The organism is Pseudomonas sp. 2822-17 (assembly GCF_002742485.1).
Classification (GTDB): domain Bacteria; phylum Pseudomonadota; class Gammaproteobacteria; order Pseudomonadales; family Pseudomonadaceae; genus Aquipseudomonas; species Aquipseudomonas cyclaminis.
The window spans coordinates 102,133-119,403 of record NZ_LJRZ01000934.1 but is presented as its reverse complement, the minus strand read 5'-3'; the positions used below and the strand labels follow the sequence as shown (position 1 = coordinate 119,403).

General features: G+C 54.7%; 12 protein-coding genes and 1 pseudogene. 6 read left to right on the top strand and 7 right to left on the bottom strand.

The features are described from left to right. A pseudogene (locus AOA60_RS31860) lies at positions 1 to 168 on the bottom strand (aspartate aminotransferase family protein); the annotation flags it as partial. 177 nt (positions 169 to 345) lie between these two features. Here AOA60_RS31860 and AOA60_RS31855 point away from each other — a divergent pair. The 3 genes from AOA60_RS31855 (at position 346) to AOA60_RS31845 (ending at position 2,880) form a co-directional block, all read left to right on the top strand. Then, positions 346 to 963: a TetR/AcrR family transcriptional regulator gene (locus AOA60_RS31855; protein ID WP_099587663.1), complete on the top strand. Its 618-nt coding sequence runs from the start codon at positions 346 to 348 to the stop codon at positions 961 to 963. A gap of 101 nt (positions 964 to 1,064) precedes the next feature. Further along, positions 1,065 to 2,378, top strand: coding sequence for an NAD(P)/FAD-dependent oxidoreductase (locus tag AOA60_RS31850; RefSeq protein ID WP_099587662.1), 1,314 nt, complete (start codon positions 1,065 to 1,067; stop codon positions 2,376 to 2,378). 64 nt (positions 2,379 to 2,442) lie between these two features. Next, on the top strand, positions 2,443 to 2,880 hold the full coding sequence (locus AOA60_RS31845; protein WP_099587661.1) for a RidA family protein: 438 nt from the start codon (positions 2,443 to 2,445) through the stop codon (positions 2,878 to 2,880). 560 nt (positions 2,881 to 3,440) lie between these two features. On the opposite strand, the gene AOA60_RS31840 is transcribed toward AOA60_RS31845, so the two are convergent. The 4 genes from AOA60_RS31840 to AOA60_RS31825 all read right to left on the bottom strand — a co-directional run bounded on the left by AOA60_RS31840 (position 3,441) and on the right by AOA60_RS31825 (position 8,189). Then, positions 3,441 to 4,130, bottom strand: a complete 690-nt coding sequence (locus AOA60_RS31840; RefSeq protein ID WP_256592917.1) for a DUF5677 domain-containing protein — start codon at positions 4,128 to 4,130, stop codon at positions 3,441 to 3,443. A gap of 237 nt (positions 4,131 to 4,367) precedes the next feature. Continuing rightward, positions 4,368 to 6,593: a hypothetical protein gene (locus AOA60_RS31835; protein ID WP_099587660.1), complete on the bottom strand. Its 2,226-nt coding sequence runs from the start codon at positions 6,591 to 6,593 to the stop codon at positions 4,368 to 4,370. Beyond that, entirely contained in the window at positions 6,593 to 7,729 is a 1,137-nt protein-coding gene (locus AOA60_RS31830) for a hypothetical protein (RefSeq protein ID WP_099587668.1), read from the bottom strand. The genes AOA60_RS31835 and AOA60_RS31830 overlap by 1 nt, the downstream gene beginning before the upstream one ends. A 22-nt stretch (positions 7,730 to 7,751) precedes the next feature. Further along, positions 7,752 to 8,189: a pyrophosphatase gene (locus AOA60_RS31825; protein ID WP_099587659.1), complete on the bottom strand. Its 438-nt coding sequence runs from the start codon at positions 8,187 to 8,189 to the stop codon at positions 7,752 to 7,754. Positions 8,190 to 8,573: 384 nt separating this feature from the next. On the opposite strand from AOA60_RS31825, the gene AOA60_RS31820 reads away from it, so the two are divergent. The 3 genes from AOA60_RS31820 (at position 8,574) to AOA60_RS31810 (ending at position 13,738) form a co-directional block, all read left to right on the top strand. Next, positions 8,574 to 9,317 (top strand): abortive infection family protein, encoded by a 744-nt coding sequence (locus AOA60_RS31820; RefSeq protein ID WP_099587658.1) that lies wholly within the window; start codon positions 8,574 to 8,576, stop codon positions 9,315 to 9,317. A 165-nt stretch (positions 9,318 to 9,482) separates the two neighbouring features. After that, positions 9,483 to 11,792: an AAA family ATPase gene (locus AOA60_RS31815; RefSeq protein WP_099587657.1), complete on the top strand. Its 2,310-nt coding sequence runs from the start codon at positions 9,483 to 9,485 to the stop codon at positions 11,790 to 11,792. Continuing rightward, entirely contained in the window at positions 11,789 to 13,738 is a 1,950-nt protein-coding gene (locus tag AOA60_RS31810) for a UvrD-helicase domain-containing protein (protein WP_099587656.1), read from the top strand. The genes AOA60_RS31815 and AOA60_RS31810 overlap by 4 nt, the downstream gene beginning before the upstream one ends. A gap of 179 nt (positions 13,739 to 13,917) precedes the next feature. On the opposite strand, the gene AOA60_RS31805 is transcribed toward AOA60_RS31810, so the two are convergent. Next, positions 13,918 to 14,994, bottom strand: coding sequence for an RES family NAD+ phosphorylase (locus AOA60_RS31805; protein ID WP_099587655.1), 1,077 nt, complete (start codon positions 14,992 to 14,994; stop codon positions 13,918 to 13,920). 400 nt (positions 14,995 to 15,394) lie between these two features. Then, positions 15,395 to 17,119: a MobH family relaxase gene (gene mobH, locus AOA60_RS31800; RefSeq protein ID WP_099587654.1), complete on the bottom strand. Its 1,725-nt coding sequence runs from the start codon at positions 17,117 to 17,119 to the stop codon at positions 15,395 to 15,397. Between the last annotated feature and the right edge of the window lie 152 nt (positions 17,120 to 17,271).

Sequence of the window (17,271 nt, the reverse complement as noted above, 5' to 3'; positions counted from 1 at the left end):
GTCGTTGTCCCACAAGGCCAGCCGGTCCCCTCTGACCATCACCCGTGGGCCTTCTGCGTTGAGGGCTTTCTGGTCGACGAACGCATGGATGTGGTGGGCGGCATCGGACGCCTGATAATCGCTCGTGGTGCGGCTGCTGTTGAGTTCAGTATCGAGTTCGATGGACATTGCGGGTCTCCAGGAGAAGGCGCCCGATGCTCACCATTGCGAGGCGGCGAGGGGCTGGCCGGGGCGTGTTGTGGCATAAGTTTTGTCAGCTAAAAATATTTTTGTAAAGAAAATATTTGTGGATAAAAATACAAATCCGTACCCTGAGCGGCATCGTAGAGCCAGCGCAAGGGCGTCATGAGCGGATTAAGAGAGCGGCAGAAAGAACAGCGCCGGCAGGTCATCGCCGAGGCGGCACTTGCGCTGTTCAAGGCCAACGGATTCGGCGCAACCACCCTTGAGCAGATTGCCAACGAGGCGGGCGTTTCGGCGCCGACCGTGGTGAATTATTTCGGCGGTAAGCAGGAGATCCTGCTTGCGTTGCTCAAGGCCCCTGACGAACTGGCCATGCGCGAGGCGAGGGCGAATCTGGATGACAACTCAGATCCGCTCGAGGCGCTGTGTGAACTCGAAGGCCTGATGACTCGCCATCAGTTGCGTGCGATGCCCGCTTCGCTGTGGCGCGAACTGGCGCCGTTCCTGTTCACGGGAGACCTGTCCCACGCCTTTCATCCGTGGAACGCGGCGGTGGTCGAGGAAGCCAAGGCCCTGCTCATGCATTTTCAGGATCTGGGCAAGGTCCGCCAGTCAGTGGATATCGAGGTCGCCGCGACCCTGTTCAATCAGTACGCCAACCTTGCGTTCATTCGCCTGGCGACCGAAGCGGTGCCTGATCGCCAAGCCCATGCGGCGCATATGCGCAGTGTGCTGGGGCTGATGTGTCATGGGATGTTGAGCGACCCAGGCGAACCATAGCCCTAGCTTTTTCCTGCTCTGCGACGACAAAAATCATAATTTCGCTATCCCCCGATCCTGCACAGAATGCGTCCACACCCGCCTTCGTGAAGGACACAGGTATGACAGCTGGAAAAACTGAAATCGATACGCTTGTGGTCGGCGCTGGCCAGGCTGGCGTGGCCATGAGCGAACACCTGAGCAGACTGGGGATCGCGCACCTGGTCCTGGAGCGCAGCCGGATTGCCGAAGCCTGGCGCACCGGGCGCTGGGATTCGCTGGTTGCCAACGGCCCGGCCTGGCACGACCGTTTTCCCGGTCTCGAGTTTGCCGGTTTGAGCCCCGACGGTTTCGCCCCGAAAGAGCAGGTCGCCGATTACTTCGAAGCCTATGCCCGCAAATTCAACGCGCCGATTCGCACCGGTGTTGAAGTGCGCAAGGTTGATCGCAACGTGGGACGTCCCGGTTTCACGGTCGAGACCTCTGAAGGTGTGATCCAGGCCAATCGCGTGGTCGTGGCAACCGGTCCATTTCAGAAACCGGTCATTCCAGCCATCGCACCGAGCGACGAACGTCTGACTCAGATCCATTCCGCGCACTACCGCAACCCGCAGCAACTGGCCGAAGGCGCGGTGCTGGTGGTCGGTGCGGGGTCTTCCGGTACTCAGATCGCAGACGAATTGCAGCGCTCAGGCAAGCAGGTCTACCTGTCGGTGGGCCAGCATGATCGGCCACCGCGCGCGTATCGCAATCGCGATTTCTGCTGGTGGCTGGGGGTGCTCGGCGAGTGGGATCAGGCGGCGATGAGGCCTGGCCGTGAGCACGTAACGATCGCCGTCAGTGGCGCCCATGGCGGGCGTACGGTGGACTTCCGTGAACTGGCGCAGCGAGGCATGAAACTGGTCGGTGTCACCCGTTCGTTCAACGACGGCGTGGCGACGTTCCAGCCAGACCTGGCCGAGAACCTGGCCCGTGGCGACGAGAATTATCTGGCAGTGCTCGATGCAGCCGATGCCTACATCGAACGCAACGGGCTGAGCCTGCCGCTGGATCCTCAAGCCCGTCGCGTATTCCCCGATCCGGAATGCGTGACCCAACCGATTCTGGAACTGAACCTGGCTGAGGCCGGCATCACCACCATCATCTGGGCCACCGGTTTTGCCACCGACTACAGCTGGATGAACGTCGACGCCTTCGATGAAAAAGGCAAACCCCGGCATCAGCGTGGGGTGTCCAACGAGTCCGGCATCTATTTCCTCGGTTTGCCGTGGCAGTCGCGTCGCGGGTCGTCGTTCATTTGGGGCGTGTGGCATGACGCCAAATACGTCGCCGATCACATCGCCACCCAGCGCAAGTACCTCGAATACAGGGACGCTGCCGAGCGCCAGGCCGAGCACGCTGTTTCAACGGCTCCGGCATCAGTCGTGACGGCCTGAATTCGATTCCGCGCTGAACCCAAGCGGGCGGCGCGGCCAACTTTCTGCTTCCAGGGAGCCTCACATGGCACAACCTACTCATACCCGCATTCGCATGTTCAACACCAAGGAAACCTATCCGAACCAGTCGCTGGACAACGATCTGTGCCAGGCGGTTCGAGCGGGCAACACCATCTATGTACGTGGCCAGATCGGCACCGATTTCGAAGGCAATCTGGTGGGGCTTGGAGATCCGCGTGCGCAGACCGAACAGGCGATGAAAAACGTCAAACAGTTGCTAGAAGAGGCGGGTTCGGACCTGTCGCACATCGTCAAGACCACAACCTACATCATCGACCCGCGCTATCGCGAGCCGGTCTACCAGGAGGTTGGCAAGTGGCTCAAGGGTGTGTTCCCGATTTCCACCGGGCTGGTGATTTCCGGACTAGGGCAGCCGCAATGGCTAATGGAAATCGACGTAATCGCTGTGGTGCCGGACAACTGGCAACCGAGTCAGGCGTGAGCGAAGCTGCGATGCGCATCGCCTGGAGCGTCGGCATCGCGCCGCTGCTGCTGGGTCAGTAGCGCTGGTATTGGGAACTGAACTCGGAGCGTGCTTCGGTGAGTTATTCGGGCAGGCCGTTGAGGTCGTCGAATCGGCTTGAACTCGCCGGGGCGCTGCGCTCCATCATGCGTTAGCCCCTGGACGTTATCATGATCGGTTAGGTGCGCGACCTGGATACCTGCCGCATCGCCATCTAATCATTACTCACTGGTCACTTCGCGCACTCGCCCCCCGTACGCCAACAGCGCCTCAGCTACTATATCAGTAGTAGCTGTTACTTGTTTTCAGAGCTTCCGAAGAACATTTTGACTGGGCTCTAGGTCGGTAGTTACAGGCTGAAAAAATCGAATTGTGCCCCCAGTTTTGCCCCCATTCGCACCGAGTGTGCGAGCGATCGCGAATGGCGATTCCTGATAAGCACCAGTGTGGCTTTGGTTGGCTTTCAGTGTACCTCCATCAGCGGGATTGGATGGAGAGTACTTGTCCAAGAAAGGGAAGGGTGGCGTTGAGCTTTGTTTCTAAGTGTCTGCATTTAGGCCTAACACTTCACGTAGTGACTCGTTGTCTGGCCAGTGACGATGCATCAGCCACCAAACGCCTGCCTGACCGATAGCGCGACTGATGCCACCAATCCCTTGAAGGTGGTTAACGCACAGAGCTGCGATTTCTGATTTTTCTTTGGGGCTTTCGTTGTGGCCATGGGTCTCAAGCGATAAAAATCTATAGAAAACGGTATACAGGTCCAAAACGTCTGCTTCCTTGGCTTGCTCCTCAACACTCTTACGTCGAGGACTCCCCTTTGCCTGCTCCCTCTCGAGATATCCGGCTGTTACTTCCTCGCCAGTGCGCCGGTCAAAGACTTTGGCGGTGCCTGCTTTTAAGTTCATCTTTAGTGCTTTCGCCAATTCAGCAGTACCCGTGTCGCTTTGGGACTTCGCATTGTCAATGGATCGAATGCCCCACAAAACCGTTATCAATTGCTCGAGTAAGCTGCGGCTTAAGATTCCCAATGAGGTGGAATTTGCCACTGCGCCTAATGCAGCTGCCCCGCTCACCAACGCCGCTGCGCGACGCAGCTGTTGACGAGCAAATTCGTCGCGAGGATCACTTGGCCCTATGGCTTCCATTTCTGAGGCAGCAATCAGCAATGAAGCTTGCGTCTTCAAAGACTCAACAAGCCCGTCCGGTATTGCTGATGAAGTGCTCATTCGGTTCGATTACCTTCTGATCTGACATGAATGGCCGACGAGAGTTGATACACAGTGAAGCTGATCGTTTAGGCGGGCAAAGGGTCGGGCATTCCTTCATTTGGATGATCGCCGCCGAGGCGATTGGATAAGCCCTTGCCGTAAAGTAAGCGAGGATCTCTTGACCACTCAAGCAGCTGGCATGAATGCCGCACGTCCGAGAAGGGGCTGTGCAGCATTCATGGTATTGGTCATCGTTTATGCAACAGCATCTTCACCATCGTTTTTGGTGATGGGGAAGTAAAGTTTGTTGGCCAGCAATAGCAACCCCATGAGTGGTGAAGCAACCAGCCTACGCTCCGTAATTGCCTCTTCCAGCAGCGCCTTGGTGTCATCAAGCGTCAGCTTCAAAGTACCGGTGGCTAGCGCCGCTGCAAATTCAAGAGCGGCATCGCCATAGATCTTCTCCCAGCGCTGGAAGATCTTAGCGATCAACTCCTTCATGAGTTTGCTCAGTTCAGGGCTGGCTGAGTAGTCCAGTTCTGAAGGAAGGCACGCTCTGAGGAAACAGGCTTGAAGGATATTGTCGTTGAAGCGCAGGAAGCATTCTGGTGATAGCACAACGGACTCGTAGCCTGTGGGTTGCAGGCGCAGTTCGTGCTCCCCATGCTCCCTCGCATGCTGCAATACCGCGGTGATTGTAAGGTAAACCGTACTCTGAGGTACGTTGGGACAGTCATTCGCGACCGCGCTACCAGCCGAGAAGAACAGGAAACCATCCGACAGGGCCAGAGGACTACCATCGTGCTTGGGTAGAAGACCATGTTTGTGTTTCTCTAGCAGCTCAGTCGCGTGATCCAGCGATTTATCGCGGACACGCCTGTCCACGATCTCACCAAACCCGTCATGATCAATCTGCGCCCTCGAGCACAGTGCAGTCATTCGACTCCAGGCGCTTTCCCTTCCAAGCTCACCAACAGGCAAATGTAGCCAGTTCGAGAAACCGTAATCGCGCGTTGTTGGATTCTTCATCAGGAAGCTTTTGAGCTGTGTCCATGCCTTGGCGCTCTGAGGTATCGCAAAGGGTGCAAAGAAACGTCTCGGCACTTCCTGCTTCATGTATGCACGCAGGTCACGACTAATCTGTCTCAAAATACCACCATCCCGGGCGACGATGGTGACGGCAAGCACGCCTGTGACCGTCTCGAAGTCGACCCCATCAAGGTCTGAGTAAGGAACACATTGAAGGGCTTTGTGAGCGCCTAGCTTGTTCTGCAGCAGTTCCTTTGCCTTTTCGGCGAGCACATGCGACCCAGAGTCGTTGGCATGAACAATCAGATTAGTGGCCAGGGACACCGACCAGTCAATTTCATCGGAAAGCCATGCCAGGAAGTCCGCGTGCTCGAGCACCTTGGCAGGGTTCAAGTACAGCAATTTCTTAGGCTGGCTCGCCTGGTTGAAACCCAGGATGCCCTCCATCCCAAAATACTTGTGGAATTTCGGGAGTAGCTTTGGGGCATGTTTGAGGGAAATTAGGATCGATTTGGGCGGTTTGGATTTCGCCGAAAAATTCTCACCGATGATTTCTATGAGCGTGCAGCCGTCATCAGGCTTTACCGGCAGTAGGTGGTCAATCGAATCCAGTGGTATCAGCACCTTGCCATAACGATCATCCGCAGTTCTGTCGATGAGGGTCGCAACACAATCTTCCCGGAACTTCTGCACTCCCATTTGCTTGGTCATACCTCCCGACGTGGACGCAGAAACCACGCAGAAGTAATCTTCGGCAGGAGGGAAGATGGTCTTGAGCTTTTCGTATGAGTGAAAGCTCATCACCTGCGCCTTCGCCCCCAAACGTCCCAGGGCATTCTTCACAAATGGGTAGATTCCCATCGTGTCGATGAAGACAGTACACGCCTTTTTCAACTGGCTGGCATACTCAAGCGCAAGGGCGTAGCCAACTACGCAAACCTCAGCCTCATCGCTTGCCAGTTCACGGGTCTGGATGAAGACATTGTTCAGAGTGCCAGATGGGTGCTTGAACGAATGAGCAGAAGGTGCTGTGTGTATGACATGGTTTTTAGCCAGCAGGGTTTTCAGCCCATCGCGCAGCAGTTTCTCGGGGTTACAGGGGGAGGTCTGGGCGCTATCACTCAGCACGTGCGAAGTGAATGATTCAGCGTTCCATTCCAAGAATACGTACTCATGGACGCATACCCGGTCATTTTTTACACCCCTCGACAGAAAGTCGGCGAGACGAGTCTGGTCCTCCTTCCATCCCTCATTAAAAACTTGGAGCTGCGCCGTAGACCCAATAATGTAGACACAATCAGGAAGGGTCAGATGAGCCTTCAAAGCTTTTTCGATGTCGGAGAAGATCTCAGGCACAGACAGGTCGCAGTCGTTGTAGCAGATGACCAGGGCGTCATCGACTGAAGTGCTGGCACCGCTTGCCTTGGACATCCATTGATAGAGCCTCTCCATCACGCGCTCCTCAATGGGATCAAAATGGTGACGACGGCGCCAGCGACGGGCGCAAAGGCGGTGCCATCCCAATCACTGAAACCAAGAGGGTTACGCGTGGTGTCGTTCTCCTCGAATTGGTTGTAAACGGACATGCGGCCTGTGCGGATGCGTATCATGCCGCCGACTTTGCGCAACTCGGTCAGCACGGACGGCAAGCCGACACCTGCTGCTCCCTCAGGCTTACTGCTCACGCGACGGTTAAGGCACTTCATCAGGTATGAACGCTCTTCTTCCAAGGTCATCTCTGACAAGCTCTTGCCACTGATACGAGAGGCGAGACCCGGCCCCGAGTCAAAAAAGCTGATATGCAGGGCGCGCAGGCTTGTCTTGTCATTTTCGGTCGTAGACTTTTCGCGCTCCCAGTAGCGCTTCAGATCATCTGTACCCGTAAAGTCCTCGGCAAAAATCGCGTCATCCAGGCGTTTCCACCCCACCATCAAACCCTCTACGTGGGCAGGGTAGTCATTACCTAGATGGTCTGAGATGGCATGCTCTTGCGTGTTAGAAATCAGTTCGCTGCAGAATAGCCCGAGGCTCTCTACCAGCGAATCTGGGATGCTTGTGCGCCCGCTTTGCTTGTTGACGAATTCGATCAGCTTATGCATCTCGCTCGTCATTTCCTTGGGTTTCTTTACCACGTTCTCAGCGCTAAAGAGGGGGCGCAGGTATTGCACTTTGGATGCAGCGACGCAGATCAAATCAACCACGCGACCTTTCACGACCTTTTCGTATGCTCCTGCGTCGCTGTCATGCATCCTCTCGACCGCTTCTTGCAGAACCTCTCGGCGTGTGAACTCTTGATCACCGACCCGGACTCCTTTGGTCAACCGCACGGCCGCTATGCCGGGTGAACTGTTGGCAATTTTGCTAAGCAACTCACCTTCATCTGATTGTGGGCTGAACTCCAGGTAGTCATCTTGGAGTTGCTGCCGAGCCAATGTGACAATCAGTTGCAGCCTAGCGGAGTCATGCATAGCGCCATGACGAGCGCTGAGCATGCCCGCAGGAATGATGAATCGATGCCCTGGGTTGTCATGGATCTTCTTGAGCGCCACTTCAATCTCGCGAAGCGTGCGAGTACGGCCAAGTTTCATGGTCTTCAACGCAGTCACCTTCTCAAACTGTGGGCTCTGTGTCTGAAGCGCTGAGCAAGGCCTTGATCTTTGGTTCAGGTTTCCAATAGTTGGGGCCTTTCAGGAATTTGCCGTTTTGATCGTAGATAGGCCTGCCGTCGATGCCCAGCTTGCTTTCGTTGCTATCCATGATGATGTCGAGCACCTCTTCCAGCGGAAGGCCGTATTTCAGCGCCTCGGACCGGCAATAGACAATGACGTCGCCGAGGAGGTCAGCGATAGCTACCTTGACATCGATATCTGGCTCACCGCCCTCGATTTTTTGAATGATCTCATCAATCTCATGAACCTCGTCCATGAGGGTGGCCTTGAACTTTTTGAGCCTGCTGGCAGGGTCTTCGAGCAAGGTAGGCGCGCTGTTGATGGGTAGCTTATACATCTCGTTCATCGCATGAATTCGGTCTTTGAACGGCTTGCTCATGGGTATCATCCTTTTCCTATTCAGGTGAAAGCTGGATCGGGGCTTGCAGTGTCCCACATAGCTAGCGATCTGGGGGCCGCAGGAGAGGGCATCGACCACGTAAAACTGAAACAGCCCGCAGCCACTGCGGAATGAGGTTTAGCAGGACCTAGAGAATGAAAAGGATATGGCAGGGTACAAGGCATTGGATTTCCGTCACGTACCAGCTTTTCCTTATTCGCGGGCAAGCCGTGAGCATAACCTACAGTGGTCGCCATCTCTAAACGGTAGGGCTTGATTGCTCCGACCTTTTAAAGACACTCAAAGATAAACGCTTGGGTCACAGACGACCATGGGACTGCTATAAAGGTTTGGAAGTTACATACGGAGAGGGTGTGGAAGGCTATGTCTCTCATTGATGACGTTGACAGCTTGCAATCGATCTATATCAATCGTGCCACCGGGAACGGGAACAACGATGATGAGCGGGACTACCCTCTTTACCGACAGAGCGTGCTTGATGATCCTCGCGTAGTGTCACTGGTTCCAGGGTGGGTGCGTCGTCACCGGAACTTGGACCAGTTCTGGGGGTTCATCCAGCCAAAATTCCCAAGCTACGCCGAGCGTAGGAAGTTCATCTGGGATGAGTTCCGGACGCTTGTTGACTTCGCTGAGTCAGAGGGAGGGCATCCTTCTGATATCGTTGTTTCAGAGGCGCTGGATCGCGTTGACGCTGAGCACGTTCGGATCGCATGGACCAAAGCGCTAGAAAGGCGTTCTATTGATCCTGAGGGAGCCATCACAATGGCTCGAACCCTCCTGGAGTCGGTATGTAAACACATACTCGACGAAGCTGGGGCACGCGACCATGAGGCGACTCCCGACCTGAACAAGCTCTACAAGCAAACAGCTGCGCTTCTAAATCTCACGAAAGCGCAGCATGAAGAGGTTGTGTTTAAGCAAATCCTTGGAGGTTGCACAGCAGTTATAGAGGGTTTAGGTGCGCTTCGTAATCGTCTAAGCGATGCCCATGGAAAGGGAAAGGGCGGAGCGAAGGCTGCCCCACGTCATGCAGAGCTGGCTGTGAATCTAGCGGGGTCAACTGCGCTTTTTCTGCTTGCAACATGGGATGCGAAGAACGCGAATTGAGAGGGGCATCGCCCTATTTATGACGCGGTGAGGGTAACGTTTTAAGATAATGCCTTCTTCTGACCGATTACTGCCGTTCACGAGCGGCGGCTTTCAGCCAAAAGTGGACGATTAGATATATTGTTTTGAATTGGCGCACCACCCATGGACTGGAGAGGAATCACAATGTCAGAAGCGATCGTCAGCACGCCGGTAGCCGGAAATATCGCACTTCGATTCCTAGAGCTTTGTCAGTTCCGTCGACTTGCTAAGGTCCAACTCGATGTCGACAAGAAGACTACTATTCTTGTCGGAGCCAACAACAGCGGCAAAACATCGGTTCTTGCAGCGCTACGTCACTTCCTTTCGGATGGCTCTCCCTTTGGCGCTTTCGATATAAGTCTTTCGCAGTGGCCAACGTTACGTGCGCTGGGCAAAGCTTGGGAGGTGCTAAAGGAAGACCCGTCGACAGTGACCGGGTCCGAAAAACAATGGATGGAGCAGCTCGGAATCATCCACTCGGCTATGCCGACGATGGACCTCTGGTTCGATGCGGAGGCTGGCATGTTCCACTATGTCGCCCCGTTTCTCTCCAAATTCAGCTGGAAAGGCGGAGCCGTTGGGGTACGGTTGCGTCTCGAGCCCGCTGCAAGCGTTGACGAGTTGAAGGAGTTGGCTTGGGCATATCACACGGCGCGACTGCCGGTGAAGGATATGGGGGCGGATTCGCTTGCCTGGCCCATTGACCTGCTTGACTTTTGGTTGCGCGAGCCGCACAAGTTGGGTCAAGTCCGTGCATACAAACTGGACGCCGATAACAACCCTCTGGAAGGGCTACAGACCTATGCGACTCAGACTCTCACAGCAGACTCCAGTCCAATTGAGCGCAAACATCTACAGAAGCTGATATGCGTTGATTTCGTTGCAGCGCAGCGGGGGCTTGGCAGTGAGGAAGCTGATTCACGGTCTGCTTCTGGTCCCCACCGTGTCGGCATGTTCTCCAATCAACTTCTCAAGTTTGCTCGACAGCACCTAAATGTTGCTACAACAGGTCATGGACATCGCGCGGATCTTATTAAAGCGGTCGCTGAGGCGCAGCAGGAGCTGGACAAGAAAATTCACGAGGCGATCGCTCCGTCGGTGGAAGAGGTTAAAGAGCTCGGGTATCCAGGGTTGCACGATCCCCAAGAGATTCGCTTCCGCACGCGCATACAGACAGCTGATTTGCTCGACCATGGGACCGCTGTTCAATACAGCATGCAGAAGGACTCACTGGACGAGCTTCTTCCCGAATACTCCATTGGGCTCGGATACCAAAATCTCCAATCGCTCAGCTATCAATTGGTTTCTTTTAAAGCCGCCCGACTCAAGCCTGAAAAGGGCTCCCCGGTACCCGTTCACCTGGTATTAATTGAGGAGCCTGAGGCGCATCTCCATGTCCAAGTGCAGCGCGTCTTCCCTGATAAGGCCCACAAGCTGATCAGCCCGAACGACAAAGACGCATCGGGGCTTAAAAGCCAGTTAATTATCAGTACTCATTCCAGCCATCTCGCGCATGCGGAAAGTTTTGACCGATTACGGTACGTCCGCCGTATAGCGAAGAGTGCAGAAAATCTCATGCCGACCACCGAGGTGGTCAATCTTGGGCAAGTTTTCGGTGATGACAAAAAGACCCGTCAATTCGCAGAACGGTATTTCCGCGTTCAGCATACTGACCTTTTGTTTGCCAACGCTGCAATTTTCGTTGAAGGCGTTGCTGAGCGCATGCTGGTACCGCTTTTCATCGAACGAGATTTCAAAATGCTCAACAGCCGCTATCTTTCCTTCCTGGATATTGGCGGTAGTCACGCCCATCGGCTTAAGCCGCTGGTGGAAAAACTTCGTATTCCCACGGTCATCATCACCGACATCGACCCCGTTGAAGAGAGAGCTGGCAAGCCAACTAAGGATGGTGAGCCGACCACCACTCTAGTTGCAGTGGCTAATACTGGCCAAGCCGGGCTCCAATGCGGGAATCCGACTCTGCGCGGATGGCACCCGAAACTGCAACAGCTCGAAGACTTCAAGAGCCCGGCAGAGGTACAACTTGTTTGGAAAGAAGTCGCTGAATGCCTAGTGCGTTTCGCTTGGCAACTGCCCGTGGCTGAAGCGGGTGAACATTGGCCTAGCACCTTTGAGGACTCTCTTATTCTCAAGAACATTCCTTGGTTCAAAGGCCTTTTGGATGAGAAGGTCGACGGTGATGGCAACAAAATTAAACCGCCAAAAGGCGCGCTTGGCTCCGTAGCTAGACGGGTTGTCGACCATGAAAATATTTCGGACTTGCTCGCAGCTCTGCACAAACTCATGCACGGCTCCTTCAATAAAGGAGACTTCGCTGCAAGCATCTTTGCGATGGTCGCGACGGACGAACCGATTGCCTGCCCTAAGTACATTTCGGATGCCTTGGAATGGCTTCAAACACAGCTGGATCCTAACCCGGAATTGATGTCATGACCGCGGTGCCGATCGGTGGCGACAACGACCGCGATGCCAACGTAGTTGAGGAAATCTGCGGCTATCTCACCGAAGAACCGCCGCGTAGCTATTTCCTTTTTGCGGGTGCGGGTTCCGGTAAAACGCGTACTCTGGTTGAAGTTCTCCGGCGGCTTACCGGTGTCATCGAACACGATAAAGGCGAACATCTAGCACGACGTCTGCGAATGTACGGGCGTTCGATTAGGGTGGTGACATACACCAAGAATGCTGTCTCGGTCATCAGCGGACGCCTCGGCGACAACGACTTAGTTTGTGTATCGACGATCCATTCGTTTTGCTGGGAACTCATCAACGGGTTCAACGATGATATTCGAGAGGCCCTTATTGCCGTAAAAGAAGCTCAACTTGCGAAAGAGACCGCCGAGGCACAAGCGAAGCCGAAAGGCATCACGCCAGCTAAACAGAGAGACCTTGACGAAATCAACGATGATATCGAGGCTTTCAGAGCGACCGATGTGTTCATCTATCATCCCGATCGCAACACGTACGGCTCCGGCGCGCTTGCGCACAACTACGTCCTCGACGCGACAGCATGGCTACTCCGAAATAAACCTACGCTCCAAACCATTCTCAAAGATCGTCACCCCATAGTTCTCATTGACGAGTCGCAGGACACAATGAAAGGCATGCTGGATGCCTTGATGGGGCTTGCAGAACAAGAGGGGAGCTACTTGACTCTTGGGCTGCTCGGTGACCACCGCCAACGCATTTATGCGCACGGGCACGCCGATCTACCAAGTCTTGTCCCGAAGAACTGGGCAACGCCAGAGCTGCAGATGAACCATCGCAGTCAGCGCCGAATCGTCACGCTCATTAACAAAGTCTGGGAAGCTGAGCTTGAAGGTCGGACGCTGCCTGCAAACGGTGTGGAGCAGCATCCTAGAACTGAAAAAGCCGGAGGCGTGGTCCGGCTCTTTGTGGGTGACACCTCACGTTCTCCGGAGGACAAAGTGCTCGGCGAACGTTGGTGCGCAGATAGGATGCACGAAGCTACCGGGGCAGCCGCCTGGAGTCAAAGTCAATACCAATTGCTCGCGCTGGAGCACAAGCTCGTCGCCACCCGCGGTTCGTTTCTCCATGTATATGAGGCTATGGTCCTGCTAGATCCTGACGCCGCAGCGCCGTCTGGTAGTGGTGATAACAAGGGGCCTTCTGCTGTACAGGTTCTCCTCAACGAGCTTGCTCAACTAGAGGTATGCGTAGGTATCAACGGCGCGGTGGACGAGTTCAAGGCTACAGAAGTATTTCGTCGGTATGGAAGCCTCGACAACATGCCCGAGGAATGTGCCGCGCGAGCGAGTCGCGTGGAAGAGATGCAGAAGGCTATAACAGCATTTGCCACTGCCTGTGTTGATCCGAAGTCAACTGTTGAGGAAGTGCTCGCACCAATCTTGAGCGCAAAATTATTTGAAATCGATCATCGCCTTGTGGAAGCTCATGCCGATAAGTCGCCACGTCTCCCGTCGCCGGGTCGAGGAGAGGAGGAATCCAAGCAGGCAAGAATGCGTCGCGGGTGGTGTGCGCTGTTCGCCGCACCCTGGAATCAACTCAGGCTGTACCGAACTTATCTCGCAGGGGGGACCGTTCTCGCAACGCATCAGGTGGTCAAAGGTTCCGAGTTTGCACACGTAATGGTTGTGATGGATGACGCGCTTGCCGGTGGGTTTCTTATCTCATACGACAAGATTTTTGGTGGTGTGGAGCTTAGCAAGCGGGACAAAGAGAACGTAGGGCTGGGCAAAGAGACGACTATCGACCGCACCTTGCGGTTGCTTTACGTAACCTGTAGCCGCGCCCAGGAATCGCTGGCCCTTGTGCTTTGGTCGTCCGACCCTGCAGCGGCATTGGCTAAAATCAAGGTCAGCAACTGGTTTGCCAATGGTGAGTTTCAGGCAATCCCATAGCTTTGCGCACGGTGAAAAAATGGTTCGATGGGCAACGCTGCTCCAGAGAGCCGGTAAAGGTTGAACGCCCTCCGTATCGGTGGGCAACCGGGCTGAATCCGGAACATCCGTGTTCCCTACAGACGTCTGCAAATGGACGGTAGTTGCCATGAGGATTTTTCTCGGCAACCCCAACGGTTTCAATACTCAACCGGCCCGAAATGCCCACGATAGCCAACCTGGGTGAGGATCAGGCGATTAATGCACTCGATGCTGACCAAGCCGCTCTCCATCGGCCTACCAAAAAGGGCGAGATTTCGAATGGTATTTGCTTCCACATATTGGTTCCGCTCTGGATGGAATCGACGAAGCGACAGGCCATAGGCCGTCTCGAAAGGATGGGCGCCGGTGCGAATCAGGCTGAAAAAGGACGGATAGATAACTCCGTCAAAACCAGCCTCCTTCGCGGCAAGAGCAATGTCGCGGGCAATGTCATATGAGTGAGACCGGGCAAGAAACAACATGTGGATAGCCATATCGAGGCTTTCGAACTCGGTCTCTGTTTCCTCCAGGGGGTGAGTTAGATCCAGTAGCCGCAGATCCCGCTGCCCCTTCAAGGTTGCCACATAAAGTTCATCCTCCGTCGATGCCCTGCATTCATGAATACAGACATCAAGATCTTGTGATCCGTACATCACAGATAAACCTGGAGAATCCAAACGCCCTCTACCTGCGAAAGCTACCGGTGGGCTGTCGTACTCTGACGGCTCAGCTGGACGTTCCGGGCTGACGCGCAGGCGGTAGAATTTGCTGCCCTCGCTGAGCGTTCCTTCAGGGTATTCCCTCAGAATACGTTCAATGATCTGAGGGCGAGTCTTTGGATCCTGCAGCGCTTTTAGTGGTTCTACTTCGCCGACCATCCACAATCGTGGACCATAATGGAAAAATCCAATTTTAGCGGCCTCCTCAATAAGCCTGATGTCGTTCTCAAGCCACGCTGACGGGGCGATGTCGCTCTGGCCGTAACGGTGCTCGTTGAACTGAATCACTGGAGCTGCGCCGTACTCGCACCGGATAGTGGTTCCACTCACGAAGAAGCGCCACGCTAGACTATTAATGTGATCTAGGGTCAGCTTTTGCCCATCCGGGCTTTGACAATTCGGACAATCGCTCTGTTGCTCAAGACCATACTTTGCAGCATCGATCCGAAGCCCTTCATCTGTAAAGCAGTTAGAGCAGAGCAGAATTTGACTGGTTGGCTCAGTTTGGTCGGACATATGGGCTCCCTTTGTTTGTTGCCGGGTTCAACAATTGAATAGGACTGAATTTCCTAAACGCTCAAATGATGGCTTTTGGCCGAAGCTGTGTAAAAATTTTTTCGATCCACATAAGCGGACGAAACAGCCCAAAAATCGTGTCTCCACGCAAATTTTTGCTTTACTAACCAGACGGGCGACGTCAGATTTCCCGTAGCAACGCAGACTTAAAAGTGACGGATGCGTTTTTACACAGCCTGACGCTTGCCCCATGACGCTAAGGGTTGCGTTCGACCCAAAGTTGCCGTTGGCGAAAAGAAGGGGAGCGCCTTGGGATGGAGAATAGAGCGGCAAAATCTCGAATGTGAATTCCAGAATCAACTCTGTGTTTCGGTTCCCACCAATGGGGTGCCATTGAAATTTAATCTTTTTCGATTTTGAGGAAAGGATTATCGAGTGGCATCAATTCAAAAAAAATCTTTGGATCCTCAATCAAGTAGCCCTTCAAGGTGGTTCTCTTCCTAGGGCCTTGCACTTGGCACGCCCAGATGTTTAGGCCGTTGCCTCGCTTCCTGTGGACCTTCAGTTTCTCGAACTGCTTCTGCACCCAACGCCATTCTTCAATCCCTTGATCGGCACCCTGTGAGATACCAGGAAACTCCTGCGCGTAGCGTTGGAAGAGACCAGGCGTGACCAGAAATACGCTGCCATCCACCGTGTGGATTTTGGCCTTGCTGTCATTGATGATCAGCTTGTGGCTCAGAATGCCTTCCTTGACCCAATTCAGGAATGCCTGACCAGGGTTATCCGGAAGGGGATTTGAGGTTTCGAGAGTACTTGCGGAGGGTGCATCGCTGGCCTCAGGCTTCTCTAACTCGAACATGTCCAGCAGCGTGCCGAGGTAATCGGCATCCTCTAGCCCGATGGGATCCGGCTGCGGTTGGCTTTGACCTGATCTGGTATTGACCGTCTCGGGCGTTGGTGTTGGTACCGGGGTGTCAGTTGAGTGGTCATGGGCCGCAATGCTCACCGTTCCGCTGAAAGCCTCAGGCCGGTCTTCGTTCCCCCAAATCAGTGCCGGTTGAAGGCGCAGAAAGGTGAAACTCTGCTGCCAGTTTCCTTGTGCCACAAGCGCGGTCCAGATGGCTTTGCCTTCCGGCGTGGACTCAACCAATCCATGTGACTGCAGCTCGTCGAACACCGCAAGGTTGGACGAGGGAATGCCCTCAATCGACTGCGACAACAGATAGGCTCGTAGCTTGTCCGTGACTGTCTTGCTGACCAGCCACAGTGAGTCCTGCGTCAGCCATCCCGAGGCACCCGGCTGGTTGAGTTTCAGCTCGTGCTGAACCAAATGACGCAGTCCGCTGATCAAGTGATGTTGCAGCGAATGAATCGGCGCTTGCAGCGCCTTGCTCGGGTTTCCGCCGATGTTCTGTGCGGTGGAAACACGGTCTGCCTGCATCACCAACTCACCGAGCACGCCGGCACGCTCATACTGACCTGCTAGAACATACAGCAGGTTGGCCCAGAGCGATGGAAATCCACTGAGCCAATCGAGGATTGAGCGGTCGAGAATCTGGTTGTAGAGCAAGCCTGCGGCCGCGCCATGCAGGTGGTAGTCGCGACCCTTGAGGTAGCGGAAACGGTAGGGCTGATCCAGGGATCCCTGCCAAGGATGCCAGACACGGCCATCCTGGCGTTCGACCAGCAGGTCCACGGCGATCTTGCCGATGTCATGCAGCAGGGCGCCGTAAGCGATGCCAGCAGACCAAGCGTCGGTCTGGGCGGCTTGGTCTTCGGGTGCGGCGCCGGTGGGAAGCAGATACGACTGACGCAATTTCAAACTGCAAGCAACCAGCTCCAACCCATGGTCGAGCATGCCGCCGAGATTAGCATGATGGTGCGTCTCGCTGGCCGGGAGTTGTTGGACCAGTTCGGCGTAGCGATGGATTGGATTTAAATAGAGCTGGCTGAATTGCGGATGGGAGAGGGCGGTGTACTGCCAAATGCGATCAAGCAACTGGCGGCGATGCTCGGCTGCTAACAAACTCTGGGACGATTCGATGGGCAGGTACCCATCGGCGACGTTTACGGTGGGTGACGGAGGAGGCTTTTGCCTTTTGTGCCGAAACAGACTGAGCATCATGGTCCTCCCGGGAACTGGCAGAATCAGTGGCCTTTTAGCCTTTTCGGATAGGGCTCTTACCCTTGGCTCCCCATTCCCTTCCCACCCTTACCGGTCCTTTTGACGCGTTTCCCTTTATGCGGCAATCGGAATATCGATTTGTCATGGTG

Excerpts from the sequence above, each read along its gene's own strand:
- AOA60_RS31855 (WP_099587663.1), top strand. The coding sequence starts at position 346 with ATGAGCGGATTAAGAGAGCGGCAGAAAGAACAGCGCCGGCAGGTCATC.
- AOA60_RS31850 (WP_099587662.1), top strand. The coding sequence starts at position 1,065 with ATGACAGCTGGAAAAACTGAAATCGATACGCTTGTGGTCGGCGCTGGC.
- AOA60_RS31845 (WP_099587661.1), top strand. The coding sequence starts at position 2,443 with ATGGCACAACCTACTCATACCCGCATTCGCATGTTCAACACCAAGGAA.
- AOA60_RS31840 (WP_256592917.1), bottom strand. The coding sequence starts at position 4,130 with ATGAGCACTTCATCAGCAATACCGGACGGGCTTGTTGAGTCTTTGAAG.
- AOA60_RS31835 (WP_099587660.1), bottom strand. The coding sequence starts at position 6,593 with ATGGAGAGGCTCTATCAATGGATGTCCAAGGCAAGCGGTGCCAGCACT.
- AOA60_RS31830 (WP_099587668.1), bottom strand. The coding sequence starts at position 7,729 with ATGAAACTTGGCCGTACTCGCACGCTTCGCGAGATTGAAGTGGCGCTC.
- AOA60_RS31825 (WP_099587659.1), bottom strand. The coding sequence starts at position 8,189 with ATGAGCAAGCCGTTCAAAGACCGAATTCATGCGATGAACGAGATGTAT.
- AOA60_RS31820 (WP_099587658.1), top strand. The coding sequence starts at position 8,574 with ATGTCTCTCATTGATGACGTTGACAGCTTGCAATCGATCTATATCAAT.
- AOA60_RS31815 (WP_099587657.1), top strand. The coding sequence starts at position 9,483 with ATGTCAGAAGCGATCGTCAGCACGCCGGTAGCCGGAAATATCGCACTT.
- AOA60_RS31810 (WP_099587656.1), top strand. The coding sequence starts at position 11,789 with ATGACCGCGGTGCCGATCGGTGGCGACAACGACCGCGATGCCAACGTA.
- AOA60_RS31805 (WP_099587655.1), bottom strand. The coding sequence starts at position 14,994 with ATGTCCGACCAAACTGAGCCAACCAGTCAAATTCTGCTCTGCTCTAAC.
- mobH (WP_099587654.1), bottom strand. The coding sequence starts at position 17,119 with ATGCTCAGTCTGTTTCGGCACAAAAGGCAAAAGCCTCCTCCGTCACCC.